The sequence below is a fragment of the Paenibacillus sp. IHB B 3084 genome (assembly GCF_001447315.1).
Taxonomy (GTDB): Bacteria; Bacillota; Bacilli; order Paenibacillales; family Paenibacillaceae; genus Paenibacillus.
This window is the reverse complement of record NZ_CP013203.1, coordinates 302415-319266: the sequence shown is the minus strand read 5'-3', so window position 1 is coordinate 319266 and position 16852 is coordinate 302415. Positions and strand designations below refer to the sequence as shown.

General features: G+C 47.8%; 17 protein-coding genes. All 17 read left to right on the top strand.

From position 1 onward, the window contains the following. Positions 1 to 95: 95 nt before the first annotated feature. A complete protein-coding gene (gene topA, locus ASL14_RS01460; RefSeq protein WP_134910160.1) occupies positions 96 to 2198 on the top strand; it encodes a type I DNA topoisomerase in 2103 nt (700 codons plus the stop codon). A gap of 27 nt (positions 2199 to 2225) precedes the next feature. Beyond that, positions 2226 to 3566: an FADH(2)-oxidizing methylenetetrahydrofolate--tRNA-(uracil(54)-C(5))-methyltransferase TrmFO gene (gene trmFO, locus ASL14_RS01455; RefSeq protein WP_134910158.1), complete on the top strand. Its 1341-nt coding sequence runs from the start codon at positions 2226 to 2228 to the stop codon at positions 3564 to 3566. Positions 3567 to 3592: 26 nt separating this feature from the next. Further along, entirely contained in the window at positions 3593 to 4135 is a 543-nt protein-coding gene (gene hslV / locus ASL14_RS01450) for an ATP-dependent protease subunit HslV (protein WP_014281071.1), read from the top strand. 36 nt (positions 4136 to 4171) lie between these two features. Next, positions 4172 to 5572, top strand: a complete 1401-nt coding sequence (gene hslU, locus ASL14_RS01445) for an ATP-dependent protease ATPase subunit HslU (protein ID WP_134910156.1) — start codon at positions 4172 to 4174, stop codon at positions 5570 to 5572. 407 nt (positions 5573 to 5979) lie between these two features. After that, positions 5980 to 6387, top strand: coding sequence for a flagellar basal body rod protein FlgB (gene flgB / locus ASL14_RS01440; RefSeq protein ID WP_134910154.1), 408 nt, complete (start codon positions 5980 to 5982; stop codon positions 6385 to 6387). Positions 6388 to 6393: 6 nt separating this feature from the next. Beyond that, positions 6394 to 6846 (top strand): flagellar basal body rod protein FlgC, encoded by a 453-nt coding sequence (gene flgC, locus ASL14_RS01435; RefSeq protein ID WP_134910151.1) that lies wholly within the window; start codon positions 6394 to 6396, stop codon positions 6844 to 6846. 39 nt (positions 6847 to 6885) lie between these two features. Then, complete coding sequence (fliE, locus tag ASL14_RS01430) at positions 6886 to 7200, top strand: flagellar hook-basal body complex protein FliE (RefSeq protein ID WP_134910149.1); 315 nt, start codon at positions 6886 to 6888, stop codon at positions 7198 to 7200. Between the two features lie 35 nt (positions 7201 to 7235). Beyond that, a complete protein-coding gene (fliF, locus tag ASL14_RS01425) occupies positions 7236 to 8822 on the top strand; it encodes a flagellar basal-body MS-ring/collar protein FliF (protein ID WP_134910147.1) in 1587 nt (528 codons plus the stop codon). A gap of 11 nt (positions 8823 to 8833) precedes the next feature. Next, positions 8834 to 9850, top strand: a complete 1017-nt coding sequence (fliG, locus tag ASL14_RS01420) for a flagellar motor switch protein FliG (RefSeq protein ID WP_025684924.1) — start codon at positions 8834 to 8836, stop codon at positions 9848 to 9850. After that, positions 9843 to 10679 carry a FliH/SctL family protein gene (locus ASL14_RS01415; protein ID WP_134910145.1) on the top strand — a complete coding sequence of 279 codons (837 nt, stop codon included), beginning with the start codon at positions 9843 to 9845 and terminating at the stop codon, positions 10677 to 10679. Before fliG ends, ASL14_RS01415 begins: the two co-directional genes overlap by 8 nt. Next, positions 10666 to 11985 (top strand): flagellar protein export ATPase FliI, encoded by a 1320-nt coding sequence (gene fliI / locus ASL14_RS01410; RefSeq protein WP_134910143.1) that lies wholly within the window; start codon positions 10666 to 10668, stop codon positions 11983 to 11985. Before ASL14_RS01415 ends, fliI begins: the two co-directional genes overlap by 14 nt. A 10-nt stretch (positions 11986 to 11995) precedes the next feature. After that, positions 11996 to 12439, top strand: coding sequence for a flagellar export protein FliJ (fliJ, locus tag ASL14_RS01405; protein ID WP_134910141.1), 444 nt, complete (start codon positions 11996 to 11998; stop codon positions 12437 to 12439). Positions 12440 to 12486: 47 nt separating this feature from the next. After that, positions 12487 to 13470: a MotE family protein gene (locus tag ASL14_RS01400; protein WP_134910139.1), complete on the top strand. Its 984-nt coding sequence runs from the start codon at positions 12487 to 12489 to the stop codon at positions 13468 to 13470. A 27-nt stretch (positions 13471 to 13497) separates the two neighbouring features. Continuing rightward, entirely contained in the window at positions 13498 to 14970 is a 1473-nt protein-coding gene (locus ASL14_RS01395) for a flagellar hook-length control protein FliK (protein WP_134910137.1), read from the top strand. Positions 14971 to 14988: 18 nt separating this feature from the next. Beyond that, complete coding sequence (locus ASL14_RS01390) at positions 14989 to 15525, top strand: flagellar hook capping FlgD N-terminal domain-containing protein (RefSeq protein WP_134910135.1); 537 nt, start codon at positions 14989 to 14991, stop codon at positions 15523 to 15525. Continuing rightward, positions 15518 to 15898: a TIGR02530 family flagellar biosynthesis protein gene (locus ASL14_RS01385; protein ID WP_134910133.1), complete on the top strand. Its 381-nt coding sequence runs from the start codon at positions 15518 to 15520 to the stop codon at positions 15896 to 15898. Before ASL14_RS01390 ends, ASL14_RS01385 begins: the two co-directional genes overlap by 8 nt. A 105-nt stretch (positions 15899 to 16003) precedes the next feature. Continuing rightward, on the top strand, positions 16004 to 16813 hold the full coding sequence (gene flgG, locus ASL14_RS01380) for a flagellar basal body rod protein FlgG (protein ID WP_134910131.1): 810 nt from the start codon (positions 16004 to 16006) through the stop codon (positions 16811 to 16813). Positions 16814 to 16852: the final 39 nt, after the last annotated feature.

Here is a 16852-nt window from a genome sequence, read left to right as displayed (position 1 = left end):
TAGGATCAAATCCATTGCGGAGCGTCTCCGCGCTATAACTCACCACATTTCAGGAAGTCTATCCTATTGTACGTAATTGAGAGGAGGAAGAGCCTATGGCGGATTCACTCGTCATCGTGGAATCGCCTTCCAAGGCGAAGACGATCGGCAAATACTTGGGCAGTAAATATATCGTCAAGGCTTCCATGGGTCATATCAGGGATTTGCCAAAGAGTCAGATCGGCGTAGAGGTCGAAAATGATTTTAATCCCAAATACATTACCATTCGAGGTAAAGGCTCGATTTTGAAAGAATTAAAGGATGCCAGAAAAAAAGTAAAAAAAGTATATCTAGCGGCTGACCCGGATCGCGAAGGCGAAGCTATCGCTTGGCATTTGGCGCATGCGCTGGATCTGGACGATACAGCAGACTGCCGCGTTGTATTTAATGAAATCACAAAGCAGGCGGTTAAGGATGCATTTAAAACACCACGCAAAATCAATATGGATTTGGTCAATGCCCAACAGGCACGGCGGATCCTTGATCGGCTTGTCGGCTACAAAATCAGTCCATTGCTTTGGAAGAAGGTAAAGAAGGGCTTGTCCGCAGGGCGCGTGCAGTCGGTTGCCGTGAAAATTATCCTGGACCGGGAAAACGAGATTAATGAGTTTGTACCGGAAGAGTATTGGACGATCACAGCTAAACTGGCGATTAAGGACAGTACCTTTGAGGCGAAATTCCATCAGCTTCGTGGCAAAAAGAAAGAGCTCTCCAGCGAAGCGGATGTACAAGAAGTGCTGGAGGCTATTGGCAAGTCGTCTTACAAGGTTCGTGATGTGAAAGAGAAAGAGCGTTTGCGCAATCCTTCTCCACCATTCACGACTAGCTCCTTGCAGCAAGAGGCGGCTCGGAAACTCAACTTCCGTGCATCCAAAACGATGTCCGTGGCCCAGCAGTTGTATGAGGGTGTGGACTTGGGCAAAGAAGGAACCGTGGGTCTGATTACGTATATGCGTACGGATTCCACACGAATAGCTGTTTCGGCCCAAGAGGAAGCGAAGGAATTCATTATTCAGAAATATGGCGAAGCTTTTGTACCTGAAAGTCCTCGTCAATATTCCAAAAAAGCGGCCAATGCCCAGGATGCGCATGAAGCGATTCGTCCAACCTCCGCGTTGCGTGACCCGGAAACGGTTAAGCCGTTTATGAGCCGGGATCAGTTCCGTTTGTACAAACTGGTATGGGAGCGTTTTATGGCCAGCCAGATGGCTTCCGCTATTATGGATACCTTGTCCGTTGATATTGAAGCGGGTGAGACTATATTCCGGGCAGCTGGCTCGAAGGTTCGTTTTCCAGGCTTCATGAAAGTGTATGTGGAGGGGAATGACGATGGAAAAACCGAAGAAGATAGGCTGCTGCCGCCGCTTAAACCTGGCGACAAGCTGAAAAAGGAATCGGTTGAGCCGAAGCAGCATTTCACGCAACCGCCTCCCCGTTATACAGAGGCACGACTGGTGAAAACGCTGGAAGAACTGGGTATCGGACGTCCGAGTACGTATGCACCGACACTGGAAACTATTCAGAAGCGTGGCTATGTCGCCATTGAAGAGAAGAAGTTCTTCCCTACAGAGCTGGGAGAACTGGTCATCGAGCAGATGGAGGAATTCTTTCCTGAAATTCTGAACGTGGAATTCACGGCTAATATGGAAGGTGATCTTGACCACGTAGAAGAAGGCGTAGGAGACTGGGTCAAGGTCTTGAGTGACTTTTACGAGTCGTTTGAGAAGCGTCTGGAAGTTGCAGAGGAAGAAATGAAGGAAATTGAGATCAAGGATGAAGAATCCGATGTCATTTGTGACAAATGTGGCAGCACGATGGTGTATAAGCTTGGCCGCTTTGGTAAATTTCTGGCCTGCTCGGCATTCCCGGATTGCCGTAATACGAAGCCGATTGTCAAGGATATCGGAATAAATTGTCCTACATGTGGTGAGGGCCATGTTGTGGAACGGCGGAGTAAAAAAGGACGCATCTTTTATGGATGTGACCGTTATCCGGAATGCGATTTTGTATCCTGGGATAAACCGTCCATTAAGCCTTGTCCAAGTTGTGGTGGCCTAATGGTCGAAAAACGTACCAAACAAGGAACGAAGCTCAACTGTACCGTCTGCGATCACAGTGAAATGTTGGAAGATAGCGACGAGGGTGTAGAGACTTCATAAGAACAACAATAGCAGGGGGATTTAAACGTGAGTGAACTACAAAAGGTAACAGTCATCGGAGCAGGTTTGGCGGGCAGTGAAGCTGCCTGGCAGATCGCAAGCCGTGGCGTGCCTGTCCAGCTATATGAAATGAGACCGGTTGTTAAGACACCGGCGCATCATACAGATAAATTTGCCGAGCTGGTGTGCAGCAATTCTTTACGGGCAAATGGTTTGACCAACGCGGTAGGTGTGCTTAAAGAAGAAATGAGGATATTAAACTCCTTGATTTTGAATGCCGCTGACCGTCATGCTGTTCCGGCAGGTGGTGCGCTGGCGGTGGATCGTGATGGATTTTCCGGACATATTACAGATACTCTTCATCAACATCCGCTTATTGAGGTGGTCAATGAGGAGCTTCAGGAAATTCCCCAAGATGGGATTGTGGTCATTGCTACCGGGCCTTTAACTTCTCCGGCTTTGTCGGAGCAGATTAAATCGCTGATGGGAGAAGAGTATTTTTACTTTTACGATGCAGCGGCCCCGATTGTGGAAAAGGACTCTATCGACATGAGTAAGGTTTATCTTGCTTCCCGCTACGATAAGGGAGAAGCAGCCTACTTGAACTGTCCGATGAATGAAGCGGAATTTGATGCTTTTTATGAGGCGCTGATTACGGCTGAAGTGGCACAAGTTAAGGAATTCGAAAAAGAAATATATTTCGAAGGCTGTATGCCCATTGAAGTGATGATGCAGCGCGGTAAGCAGACGGCATTGTTCGGGCCGATGAAACCAGTCGGTCTCGTGAATCCACATACAGGAGAGTTGCCATATGCCGTTGTGCAGCTTCGACAGGATAATGCGGCGGGTACACTGTACAATCTGGTTGGCTTCCAGACTCATCTGAAGTGGGGAGAGCAAAAGCGCGTATTTTCCATGATACCAGGCCTGGAGAATGCAGAGTTTGTACGTTATGGTGTGATGCATCGCAACACCTTTATTAATTCTCCACAGCAGCTTCATCCGACCTATCAGTTCAAAGGCAGAAGTAATTTGTTCTTTGCCGGACAAATGACTGGAGTGGAGGGGTACGTAGAATCTGCGGCCTCGGGTTTGCTGGCTGGGATGAATGCAGCGCGTGCGGCGCGTGGACAAGAAATGTTTGTATTCCCTGCGGAAACGACACTGGGCAGCATGGCTCGTTACATCACAACCGCTGATTTCAAGCATTTTCAGCCGATGAATGCGAACTTTGGTCTGCTGCCAAAGCTGGAGACGCGTATCCGCAACAAGAAGGAAAAGAACGAAGCGCTTGCTAACCGTGCGTTGGAAAGCTTGCGTGGTTATATTAACGAAGCGGAAGTTATGTCAGCCGAAGTACAGTCATAAGGATGAAGGAAAAGGAGGAGCGCGTTATGGATATGTCCTTTCATGCTACCACCATCTGTGCTGTACGCCACAATGGCAAGGGAGCTATTGCCGGTGATGGTCAGGTAACGTTCGGTAACAGTGTCGTCATGAAGCAGACGGCGAAAAAAGTACGCAGATTATACCGTGGTCAGGTGGTCGCAGGTTTTGCCGGTTCAGTGGCGGATGCCATCACATTGTTTGAAAAGTTTGAAAACAAGCTGGAGGAACATCACGGCAATCTTCAGCGGGCCGCGGTGGAACTGGCTAAGGACTGGCGGCAGGACCGTATCCTGCGTAAGCTGGAGGCTTTGATGATTGTTATGGATCAATCCGGAATGCTACTCATTTCCGGGGGTGGTGAAATTATCGAGCCGGACGATGATGTGCTTGCGATCGGCTCAGGCGGCAATTTTGCATTGGCGGCGGCGCGTGCATTCAAGCGTCATGGCTCCGGCATGGAGGCAAAGGATATGGCCCGGGAAGCGCTGGAGGTTGCGTCGGAGATATGCGTGTATACGAACAATCAGATTATCGTGGAAGAACTGTAAATCGGCTCTGAGTATTCAAGGGTGGAGGAGTGCAAAATGAATAATCAATCGTTGACGCCCAGACAAGTTGTATCCGAGCTGGATAAATATATTGTCGGACAGAAGCAGGCTAAAAAATCCGTTGCCGTTGCCTTGCGCAACCGTTATCGGCGCAGCAAGCTGCCGGACGAAATCCGGGATGAAATTGTGCCCAAAAATATTTTGATGATCGGTCCGACGGGCGTGGGTAAAACCGAAATTGCACGCAGACTGGCCCGGCTCGTGGGAGCTCCTTTTATTAAGGTAGAGGCGACTAAATTTACAGAAGTGGGTTATGTCGGCCGGGATGTGGAATCCATGGTGCGTGACTTGATGGAAACCTCGATTCGCATCGTTAAAGCAGAGCGGACGGAGAATGTGAAGGACAAAGCCGAGGACATGGCGAATGAACGGATTGTCAGCATTCTTGTACCTGCGGAGAAATCAAATAAATCCCAACGTAATCCCTTTGAAATGCTGTTTGGCAATAACACCGGGAATTCGCCAGAGGAAGAGCCCCCGCAACAGGACGCATCCTTGGCAGAGAAACGGCGTAAGGCTAAATTCGACCTGTTGTCCGGCAAGCTTGAGGATGAAGTGATTGAGATTGATGTGGAGGATACCGCACCCAATATGCTGGATATGTTTGCTGGGCAGGGAAATGAGCAAATGGGCATGAACATGCAGGAAATGTTCGGAAGCTTTCTGCCAAAGCGAACCAAAAAGCGCAAGTTGCCGGTGAAGGAAGCCCGCAAGGTGCTAATTCAGGATGAGGCTGCCAAGCTGATCGACATGGATGATGTCATTCAGGAGTCCGTGAAGCGTGCTGAACAATCCGGTATCATTTTTATAGATGAAATCGACAAGATTGCCAGCCAGGGCAAGGGCAGTGGTCCTGATGTGTCTAGAGAAGGTGTCCAGCGCGATATTTTGCCTATTGTCGAGGGTTCTACCATTATGACTAAATACGGCCCGGTAAGGACAGATTATATTCTGTTTATCGCCGCTGGAGCTTTTCATGTTGCTAAGCCTTCTGATCTGATCCCTGAGTTGCAGGGACGTTTTCCAATCCGTGTTGAACTGAGCAGTCTCACATTGGATGAATTTGTATCCATTTTGACAGAGCCTAAAAATGCGCTGACCAAGCAATACACGGATTTGCTTCGTACCGAAGAGATTGAAGTAGAATTTTCGGCAGAAGCCATCCGTGAAATTGCCAGCATTGCCGAGTCTGTAAACCGGAACACGGAAAACATCGGTGCACGCCGCTTGCATACCATTTTGGAGAAGTTGCTGGAGGATTTGTCCTTCGAGGCTCCGGAGCTTACTTTGGACCGTATGATCATTACCCCGGAATATGTTCGGGAGAAGCTGGGTGATATTGCCCAAAACAGGGACCTTAGTCAGTATATTTTATGAGTGGAAGCTTTTAAAATAGGATGCGTTGTCTAGAATAACACTATCTTGCACCGTCATATAGACCTAGATGAACCTCCCTTTGATGATTTTCCTGTCTATTCCAAAAGTAGGACGTATAATCTTTTACAGGTGCAAAGTGCTAAGAAAACATTCATTTTATTGAAAAAAACCTGAAAAATTTAACAATTTATGCATCGAAAGCCCTCTTTTTTAAAAAAGATAGGGCTTTTTTCTTATTGTAATTAGGTCTCAACTCTACGAAACTTAGAATATATGACACAAAGCAATTATTTTCTACTTAAGACCTAAGAGAAATGTATAATTATGAAATTTAATTGTCGAAAAAAAGTGAAAAATCTTGTTTTATTGAATCTTACTTTGGAGTAGACGCTGGAAGGAGGAGCTAAATGAATCTGCTGGGTGATATGAGCTTTCAAAAACTTCAGGCAGGTGTTCAGGCGGCAAATACGAGACAACGTGTGATGGCCAACAACATTTCCAATGAGGATACCCCGTATTTTAAGCGTTCAGAGGTCTCATTTGAAGAATTGCTTCAGCAGCAAATGGGTGGCGACGTGACACCATTACGTGGAAAAGTAACCAATGCGAAACATTTTCAAATAGGACCTGCGAACTCCATTCCAGATGCTGTGGTTACCAAAGATGGGTATTCTGTCATGAACAACAATATGAATAACGTGGATATCGACAGAGAAATGAGCCTTATGGCCGAGAATCAACTGAGATATAATACCTACATCCAAGAAATTATTGAACGCATCAAAATGATGAGAACAGCGGTAGAAGGGAGATAGGACCAGGTGAAGATTAACAACGGCTTTGATATCAGCGCATCTGCTCTTACGGCCCAAAGGTTGCGGATGGATGTCATATCAAGCAACATTGCCAACGCAGAGACAACACGGGCAAAAGTGGAGAATGGACAAGCGGTTCCATATCGGAGAAAAACGGTTGTTTTGGAGCCTAACCAATCTCGGTTTGCCGATGTTTTGCAGGCTCAAATGGAAGGAAATAGCACGGGCGCCGCTGGCGTCAAGGTTTCGCAAATACAGGAAGATCAGTCACCTTTGAAGCCTGTGTACAATCCGGGTCACCCGGATGCTGATAAAGATGGCTATGTATATATGCCTAATGTAGACATTATGAAAGAAATGGTAGACATGATTTCCGCAACACGCTCTTACGAAGCCAATGTAACAGCTCTGAATGCATCCAAGGCAATGGTTTCCAAGGCACTTGAAATCGGTCGCTAAGTTCCAGGACTACTAACTACAGAATAGGGAGAGTAAAACATGATCCAGAACGCCATGTTTAATGTACAGACACCGGTAATACAGCAAATTCAATCACCTAACAATGTGTTGACGAAATCAACGCCTTCCGAATCCTTGAAGGATTTTGGTTCGTTCCTAAAGGATGCGCTCAATGAAGTGGGGCAGCAGGAAGCCGCTACACACACGATGTCCGACCAGTTCATGGCAGGAAAAGTTGATGTTGATCAGGTCATGATCACATCCCAACAAGCGCTGCTTTCCCTGCAGCTTACTACTCAGGTCCGAAACAAAGCGATTGAAGCCTATCAGGAGATCATGCGTACACAGATGTAAAGAGGGTCTAGCAAAGTTTCGGATGGGGTGACGGAGTGAACGAGAGAATCGCCCAATATCGGGATAAGATTTCCGGGTATTGGAATAATTTTAGCAAAAAACAGAAGATATTACTTGTTTCGACCTTGGCATTCATCATCATTGCCATTGTAGTGCTAACGATGCAGTTTACCAAAACCGAGTATGAAGTGGCTTTCCGGGATTTAAACGCAAACGATGCTGCCGGGGTCATTAAATATCTCGATTCTGCGGGTATACCGTATCAGCTCAATGATGGCGGGACGCAAATCGCAGTCCCAACCGCAAACGCGGATAAGGCAAAGGTAGATGTTGGGTCTCAGGGCCTAATTCAGAAGGGTTCAATCGGCATGAGTACCTTTGATCAGTCCTCCTCGGCAATTGGCATGACGGAGAACGAGTTCAATGTGAAGTACAATAACGCATTGAATGGCGAAGTACAGCAACTGTTGGAACGGATGGATGGTGTCCAAAGCTCCAAAGCTGTCATTAATATGCCGAAGGAAAACATTTTTGCCGGACTTGAAGAAAAGGACAAAGCTTCTGCTTCGGTTCAAATGGAATTCGAACCTGGTTTTACGCCAAATCAGCAAGCCATCGACGGATACTTTAATCTGGTAAAAACGGCTGTGCCGAATTTGCCTGTAGAAAACATTACGATCACCAATAAGGAGTATGAACTGATTCCAACGGCCAAGGGCGGTCAAGGAGGTCTCTCCAGTGGTGTTGAGGAAAACATGGCTCTGCAGAAGAAGTTTGAGAGCGATGTAAGGAATAATGTCCAACAATTTTTGTCGAAAATTGTTGGCGAAGACAAAGTGAATGTGCTGGTTATGTCACAGTTAAATTTCGACAAAGTAACCTCGAAAGAACAACTGGTCACACCGGTTGATCAAACGAAAATGAAGGGCATTGAAATCAGCGCCCAGCAAATTCAGGAAAGCTACACTGGCAGTAGTGGACAAACCGGAGGAGTCGCAGGCACAGGAACGCAGGATGTACCTGGTTACCCTGGAGGAAGCAATTCGGGCAACACAAGCTCAGACAAGAGCTCAAGCACAATTAACTACGAAGTTAACCGAATTGCGAAGGATATTATCCAAAGTCCGTACACTGTAAAAGATTTAACCATTAATGTAGCAGTTGAACCACCAACGGGGCAGCAAACTTTGGATGCTGCAACTCAGGCCGCAATCCAAAACATCTTGGTTAATATCGTAAGAGCTTCATTAGCGAATTCCGGCGTTACTATTACAGACGCTGATTTAGCCAAAAAAGTTTCAGTGTTCTCTCAAACCGTACCGGCGCCAGCGAACACCAACACGTTTTTCTCGGCTTCCAACCCTTGGGTATGGGGCATCGGGGCTGCTGTACTGGCACTGTTGGCAGGTGTAATCTTCTTGATTGTACGCGGTCGTCGTAAGCAGCAGGAAGAAGAACTGGAAGAAGATCTGCAACTTATGCCAACCCCGACGGAGTTCCCGTCCATTACCATGGAAAGTGTGACAAATGAAAGTCAAGTGCGTAAACAGCTTGAGAGTCTGGCGAAAAAGAAACCCGACGAATTCGTCAATCTGCTTCGTACATGGCTGGCTGACGAATAGAGGTGAGTTCATTGGCAAAGGCAAGCAGTCAAGGTTTAACGGGAAGACAAAAAGCGGCAATTCTGCTAATCACGATGGGGCCGGAAGTATCTGCTCAAATATTCAAGCATTTGCGTGATGAAGAGATTGAGCAACTTACATTGGAAATCGCCAATGTGAGGAAGGTTGATGCAACGGAAAAAGATTCGATTATGGCTGAGTTTCATCAAATTTGTTTGGCTCAGGAGTACATTTCCCAAGGCGGCATCAATTATGCCAAAGAGATATTGGAAAAGGCACTCGGGTCACAAAAAGCAGTTGAGGTCATTAACCGTCTGACGGCGACGTTGCAGGTGAGACCGTTCGATTTTGCCCGCAAGGCTGATCCAAACCAGATTTTAAACTTTATACAGAATGAAAATCCACAGACGATTGCTCTCGTGCTCTCGTACTTGCAATTTGAGCAGGCGGCAGCGATTCTGTCGTCCCTGCCACAGGAAAAGCAGGCTGATGTGGCCAGACGTGTCGCTGTAATGGACAGCACTTCGCCGGAAGTCATTTCACAAGTGGAACGTGTGCTGGAGCAAAAGCTGTCGGCAACCGCGACACAGGATTACACGAATGCGGGCGGTATCGAGTCCATTGTTCAGATTTTGAATGGCGTAGACCGTGGAACCGAGCGTACGATTCTGGACTCGCTTGAAATTCAGGACCCTGAACTGGCCGAAGAAATCAAGAAAAGAATGTTCGTATTCGAGGATATCGTCAATGTGGACAACCGTTCCATTCAACGTATTATCCGCGATATCGACAATGCCGATTTGCAGTTGGCGCTTAAAGTGTCCAGCGAAGAGGTACGCGATGTGATCTTCCGAAATATGTCGAAACGGATGGCAGAAACCTTCAAAGAGGAAATGGAGTATATGGGACCGGTACGGCTGCGTGATGTGGAAGAAGCGCAGACTCGCATCGTATCGACGATCCGCAGATTGGAAGAGGCCGGTGAGATTATAATCGCACGCGGCGGAGGAGATGACATCATTGTCTAACTTGATCAAATCTTTCCAATATGTGCCTGTTGAAGCTTTGAAAACCATTGATGTGGCACATTCGTATGCGCCTGAAACGTCGGAAGAGGAAGTCACAACTGAACATATGGAGCCGGAACCACAGAGAGATTACGAGACTGAACGGCTTCGGGATGAAATGCTGAATGATGCCAAGGATTTTGCTGAACGGCAGGTTCGTGAGGCGGCTGAAGAAGCGGAACGGATGCTTCAGGAGGCGCAGCAGCAGATAGAAGCCTGGTGGCAGGAACGCCGTGAGCAGGACGAGCAGTTAACAGAGGCCTTAAAGGCTGACGGATTTCAGCAAGGCTATGAAGAAGGTCAGAAATTGGCTGAGGCTGAGCTTCAGGCGAAATCGGAACAGATGATGGTAGAGGCGCAGGATATTTTGCGTCAGGCTTATGAGACCAAGGAACAACTGATTCAGGAGGCTGAGCCTTTTCTGGTCGAGCTGAGTAGTGCTATTGCTGAGAAAGTCATTGAAAAACAGCTTAGCATAGAGCCGGAATATACAATTGAGCTCATTCGTAATAATCTGGCTCGTAAGCGGGAAAAAGGAACAATTACGTTGTGTGTGTCGCCTCAGCATTTCGCATTTGTGCAAGGAGCGCGCGAAGAATTGTCATTAACTGTCGATTCGCAGGCAGAGCTGCAAATTATTCCTGATGGTACTGTGAAGGATCGCGGCTGTGTCATTCGTTCTTCCTTTGGAAGTGTGGATGCGCGGATAGATACACAGCTGGCTGAGATCAAAAAGGAACTGCTGCGTCTGGCACACGAGAACGAGGAGCGAAGACATGAAGGGGCTTAATGCGCAGCGCTACATGGATCATTTGCGACAACTGGACCCGGTTCGGGTAAACGGCAAGGTGACACAGGTTATCGGTTTGATGGTGGAATCGGAAGGTCCAGACGCCAGTATAGGGGATGTCTGTTACATTTATCCGGGTAAAACGACTAAGCCACTGCAAGCGGAGGTCGTAGGCTTTAGAGATAACAAGGTACTTTTGATGCCGCTTGGAGAACTGCAATCCATTGGACCCGGTTGTGATGTCGTAGGAACAGGGAAGCCATTGAACGTACAGGTGGGATCGGAGCTGTTGGGCAAAGTGCTGGACGGTTTGGGCCAACCTCTGGACGGCTCGTTGATTCCCTCACGGATGGCGAGATACTCGACCTTCAACATTCCATCCAATCCACTGAGTCGCCCACGTGTACAGGAGCCGATCAGTATCGGTGTACGGGCCATCGATGGATTGCTTACTATCGGTAAAGGACAGCGGGTCGGTATTTTCGCCGGCTCTGGTGTAGGTAAGAGTACCCTGATGGGAATGATTGCTCGTAATACGGAAGCAGATGTGAACGTAATCGCTCTGATCGGGGAACGTGGACGCGAGGTGCTGGACTTTATTGAACGGGATTTGGGTCCGGAAGGGCTTGAACGTTCAGTAGTCATCGTAGCCACTTCCGACCAACCTGCATTGATCCGCATTAAAGGTGCGCTCATTGCAACGACAATCGCTGAATACTTTCGGGACCGCGGCTTGAACGTCATGCTGATGATGGACTCGGTTACCCGGTATGCAATGGCGCAGCGTGAAGTAGGACTGGCTGTCGGGGAGCCACCAGCGATGAGGGGTTATACCCCTTCCGTATTCGCCAGTTTGCCCAAGTTGCTGGAACGTGCGGGAACCGGGCCAACCGGCTCTATAACCGCCTTTTATACGGTACTGGTTGATGGTGATGACATGAATGAACCCATCGCGGATGCGGTGCGCGGGATCTTGGATGGACACATTGTGCTCAACCGGGGAATTGCGAATAAGGGACATTTTCCTGCGATTGATGTGTTAGCCAGCATTAGCCGGGTCATGAAGGACATTGCACCACGTGATCAGATTGACGCTGCCGAAAATATTAAGCGCCTGATGGCGGTTTATAAAGATTCAGAGGACCTGATTAACATCGGGGCTTATCAGCAGGGTTCGAATGCAGAAATTGACGAATCCATGGAGCGTATACGGGATATATGGGATTTTACAAGGCAAAGAACAGATGAAAAGGCTGAGCTGGACGAGGTACGTGAGCGTTTGATTTCTGAATTTACGAGGAGATGAAGGTTGAACGATGAGATTTCAGTATTCCTTTCAGAAAATTGTAGACTTGAAAACCAACGAAAAGTCACAGGCCGAATGGTTGCTTTCCAGTGCTGTTGGACAATTGCAGGTTGAGGAGCAAACATTGACACAGCTTGTAGGCGAAAGGAATCGGGTCATATCAGCCATTCAAAAGGCTGCCGAGGATTGCGCGCCGCTCTCTACCATTCAGGAATTACAGGCTTACGTCAACCATCTGGATCAATGTATTACACGCAAGCATAGAGATGTTCAATATGCGCAGCAAAATGTGCAAAGCAAACAAACCGTTTTGACCGATAAAATGCTGGATGAACAAGTTTGGCTGAAAGCGAGAGAGAAGGCCAACGTGAAATTCCAACAGGAAATGCTCCTGCGCGAGCAGAACGAGCTGGATGAAATGGCTTCCGTGAGATTTGCCATGAGAGCCCGGTAAGCGGAAAGTCACAGGATACGCATATCAGCTGCCTGAGGAGGAAGACGATGGCACGGAATTTAGCAGAAAATGAACTGGATATGGATTTGGAAAAAGAGTCAGGTGGGGGATTTGAACGGTTTATGTTTTTCCTGATTCCGATTGTTTTTACAATCGTTCTGGTGGGGGTCCTGCTTACGCTGTTCAACGTGGATTTCAGAAGTGAAATGATTTCATTGGGAAACAAGATTCCAATTGTGAAGAATTGGATTCCCGAACCGAAAGACAAGGTTGCCAAGAGCAAAGAGGCAGATCAGAAAGCCCAGTCCGTAAGCTCTGAAGCAACCATCCAGCAGCTTAAGACAGATTTGGCCAAGCAGTCGGAGGAACTCAAAAAGGCTACCGCTGCCAGAACAACTCAGGATAAAAAGGTTACAGAACTGCAAAATCAGGTCAATACGCTACAAACGCAAACGCAACAACAGTCGCAGGACAGTCAGCAGGGACAGCCGGGTACACAAGCGGCAAGCGGAACAGCGAATGAAGACCCATATGTAAAACAGGCTAAAGACCTTGCTTCCATGTATGAAGGAATGACTGCAAGTAAGGCAGCACCGATTATGGCAAACTTGACAACCGAAGAAACGGTGCAACTGCTAAGCTATATGGACCCTGCAAACAGCGCGAAAATTTTACAAAAGATGGATGCTAAAAAAGCAGCCGATATCACTATGGCTTTGAAAAACGTGACACCATCTACTGATTTGTCAGTGGCTGCGTTGCAGTCCCGTCTGAAAAAGGATCAAAGCACTGCAGCGGGGACAACGAGCAAAAGTCTGCAAAACACTCAGATTAGCAGCACATTTGCTTCCATGGACAAGAAAAGCGGTGCCGAACTGATTTTACAAACTTACAAAATCAGTCCGGACAAGGCATTAAACATATTAAATACAGTAGATGATTCGACACGTGCTTCTTTACTGCAAAATATGTCTGCGAAGGACGCTGCACAAACGGCGAAAATTTTAAACAAGCTGATGGGCAGCAAGTGATTTGAATGAAGGGAGGTGAAAAAATAAATGACACTTATTTCTCAAAGTGTATCTCTCAGCAGTTCCAGTCAGACGGCTGGTAGCACAGCTAGTACAGCGACAACCTCAACAGCAGGGACGGCAGCAGCAGGAGCCACAGGCGGTGCTTTTAATCAGACGCTTACGCAAATGATGACTGGCGGGCAAACGGGCTCTACAAGCACAGATGCTGGGAAATCTCCATTAGTTATGGTGATGCCGCTGATTACTGCCGGAGAATCGACAGAAGCTTCAACAGAGCCGCTTGTTGAGACGTTGGCTCCATTACTGCAAAACCTTGAAAAGTTGGATGATCAGGTAGCGTCTGACCCAGCCTTGTTCGCAGCTCTGCAATCGTGGGTCCAGCAAGTACAGCAGTTATTACAAGGTGACGGTGGTGCACAGGAGCAAACAGACGGTGGGGAAACGAATGCGGCGACAGGCTTAACGGCTTTGGCAGCACATCCGGCTACCATTCGGTTTGCATTACAGGATGCTTTGTCACAGCTTGCAAATGTAGTGAATCAGGCTACGGGAGACCAAAAGGCCCAGATTACACAGTTGCTACAATCGCTTCAAAATACGACAGCTGGTACGGGAGCTATTTCCGATGAGCAGTGGACCGGCGTACTGAAAGCTGTGGAGCTTGCTGATGGCGCAGATTCACAAGCAGTTCAGCCTTCCACGAATCGGGCGAATGGCACTCAGACATTAACGGCTGTTTCTACAGATAAACAGGTTGTTGCTACTGAGCAGCAGACGAGTCAAGGCGGGACAAACCAGCAAGGTGCAGAAGGACAACGTTCATCAGCTAATGTTCATGTTCAAGCCGCAGTTAAAGCAACTCCAACGGATGAAACTGGTGCAGTAGTGGACGTAACCGAGCAGGCTGATCCAGCAGCGACCGACAGTCAAACTCCTGTGATTACGACCGCAGGCCAGCTTTCGGTGCAGACCCAAGGCACAACTCCTTCGGCTCCGGCGCAGCCTGTCGTACATGTGCGACAATTTGCTAAGGAAATGACGGACTTTGTAGTGCAAAAGCTGGATATCGTGAAGCATTCTGGATTAACAGAAGCGACTATTATGCTTCGTCCAGATCATTTGGGACAGCTTGAAGTCAAACTGACGATGCAGAATGGGCACTTGGTTGCCCAGTTCATGACTGAGCACAGCGGAGCTAAAGATTTGCTCGAACAGCAAATGTCACAGTTGCGTGCAAGTCTTCAAAGTCAGGGAATTCAGGTAGATAAGGTGGAAGTAACGCAAAATGAATCACTTTCCTCCCATATGTATCAGGATGGCCGTGGATCAGGTGCAAATCAGCAGCAACAATCCGAGCAACGTTCCAAGACGCGGAGCAGAGAAGAAGCCGATGATGCTCTAAAGGTAGCTGAAATGGCGGAAGAACTCCGCAATTGGACAGCAGAACAACGCACAGATGATGTAAATCGGACAGGCTCCTTTACAGCACAAGCGTAGCATGGAGGTGAGAACACAATGACGACTGCGGACAATAATGTATCCACCAGTAACGTCTGGCCGAATTACAACGTGAATAACGTCAAAACGGCAAGTGCCAAGGATACCAAAACGATGGGTAAGGATCAATTTTTGAAAATTTTGATTACCCAGCTCCAAAACCAGGACCCAATGCAGCCTCTGGAAGATAAGGAATTTATTGCGCAAATGGCGCAATTTTCTTCCGTGGAGCAGTTGATGAACATTTCTACCCAGTTGAATACGTTGGGACAGTCTTTAGGAATATCCTCCGGTTTGATTGGAAAAGAAGTCAGCTGGATCGAGGCAGGTAAGAAGGATTCAATTACGGGTGAAACGGGCGCAGGTGCGGTGAAAAGTGGAATCGTGGATTCCATCGTTATTCGTGACGGTGTACAGTATGCCAAAATCGGAAAGTCAGAGGTAGCCCTGAAAGATGTGACATCGGTAAGCAAGGCTCAAACAGCGGCTTCCTCGGCAGGGACATCGGATACTACAACTTCTTCCTCTACTGGAAGTGGTGAGACACATGAATGACCGGATAACGGTCGGACGTCTTTTTCCCGCCAATGTTCCTCCGGCAGCAATCTCGCAGAACCGGGTAAATCCGGTACCGAAGGATGGTAGGCCATTCGGACAGGTGTTGCAGGATCAAGTACTCAAGCTGAGCAATCATGCAGCAAAGCGTTTGGAGCAGCGGGGGATAGAACTGAGAAGTGACCAGATGGCGAAGATTAACTCCGCTGTGGATAAAGCAGCTGCCAAAGGCGCCAAAGAATCATTGATTTTAATGCAGGATATGGCGTTGATCGTAAGTGTGCCCAACCGGACAGTAGTTACCGCGATGGATAAGCAATCCATGCAGGATAACGTATTTACGCAAATTGATAGTGCCGTTATTATTTCATAGAAAATTTAGCAAGAAGTGGCTGGCCCGAGCAGGAAAGCCATGAAGAAGCCGCGGATCGACTGATGCGGTTAATCGAGCAAGCATTCAGAGGAGGATTTATACTCAATGTTGAGATCAATGTATTCGGGTGTATCGGGTATGAAGGGCTTTCAAACAAAGCTGGACGTTATCGGTAACAACATTGCAAACGTAAATACAACAGGCTTCAAGTCCAGCCGTGTCATGTTCAAGGATATTTTGAGCCAAACGAGTTCGGGCGCAAGTGCGCCGGACGGAACGACTACTGCGGGACAAAATGCCAAGCAGGTCGGTTTAGGGGTATCGGTCAGTTCGATTGATACACTTCATCTTCCAGGTAGTGCCATGACTACGAACAATCCGACAGATTTGCGGATTAACGGTGACGGATTTTTCCTGGTCAAAATGAATGATGCACAGGAAGTTCCTTATCTGACTCGCGCGGGTGATTTTCACGTGGACGCAAACCGGAATTTGGTTACCTCAGATGGCTTTTTCGTAGGAGATGCGGGTGGAGATCCAATCACACTGGCTGACAATGTGACATCGTTCTCTATCTCGCAGGACGGTACGATTGTACAGCAATTGGATGATGGCACCGTAGACAATGGCACGCAAATTGGTATAGCCAGAGTGACAAACCCCGAAGGCTTGGAGAAAATCGGAGGTAGCTTGTACCGTACCACGGTTAACTCCAACATTGATGCACTTGAGCCTGGAGTAGCTAATTCGGAGGGCCGGGGCGCTATCATCGCGGGTCAACTGGAAATGTCCAACGTCGATTTGACAGGTGAATTTACCGAAATGATCGTAGCACAGCGCGGTTTCCAGGCGAACTCGCGTATCATTACGACCTCGGATGAAGTGCTACAGGAAGTTGTAAACTTGAAACGTTAATCGCATCTAAACGCGGGGGAGTAAAGGCTCCCCCGTACC

Bases quoted from the DNA above. Each gene is read 5' to 3' on its own strand.
- flgG (WP_134910131.1), top strand. From the start codon at position 16,004: ATGTTGAGATCAATGTATTCGGGTGTATCGGGTATGAAGGGCTTTCAA.
- ASL14_RS01395 (WP_134910137.1), top strand. From the start codon at position 13,498: ATGACACTTATTTCTCAAAGTGTATCTCTCAGCAGTTCCAGTCAGACG.
- ASL14_RS01400 (WP_134910139.1), top strand. From the start codon at position 12,487: ATGGCACGGAATTTAGCAGAAAATGAACTGGATATGGATTTGGAAAAA.
- flgB (WP_134910154.1), top strand. From the start codon at position 5,980: ATGAATCTGCTGGGTGATATGAGCTTTCAAAAACTTCAGGCAGGTGTT.
- fliJ (WP_134910141.1), top strand. From the start codon at position 11,996: ATGAGATTTCAGTATTCCTTTCAGAAAATTGTAGACTTGAAAACCAAC.
- fliI (WP_134910143.1), top strand. From the start codon at position 10,666: ATGAAGGGGCTTAATGCGCAGCGCTACATGGATCATTTGCGACAACTG.
- topA (WP_134910160.1), top strand. From the start codon at position 96: ATGGCGGATTCACTCGTCATCGTGGAATCGCCTTCCAAGGCGAAGACG.
- fliE (WP_134910149.1), top strand. From the start codon at position 6,886: ATGATCCAGAACGCCATGTTTAATGTACAGACACCGGTAATACAGCAA.
- ASL14_RS01385 (WP_134910133.1), top strand. From the start codon at position 15,518: ATGAATGACCGGATAACGGTCGGACGTCTTTTTCCCGCCAATGTTCCT.
- hslV (WP_014281071.1), top strand. From the start codon at position 3,593: ATGGATATGTCCTTTCATGCTACCACCATCTGTGCTGTACGCCACAAT.
- ASL14_RS01390 (WP_134910135.1), top strand. From the start codon at position 14,989: ATGACGACTGCGGACAATAATGTATCCACCAGTAACGTCTGGCCGAAT.
- hslU (WP_134910156.1), top strand. From the start codon at position 4,172: ATGAATAATCAATCGTTGACGCCCAGACAAGTTGTATCCGAGCTGGAT.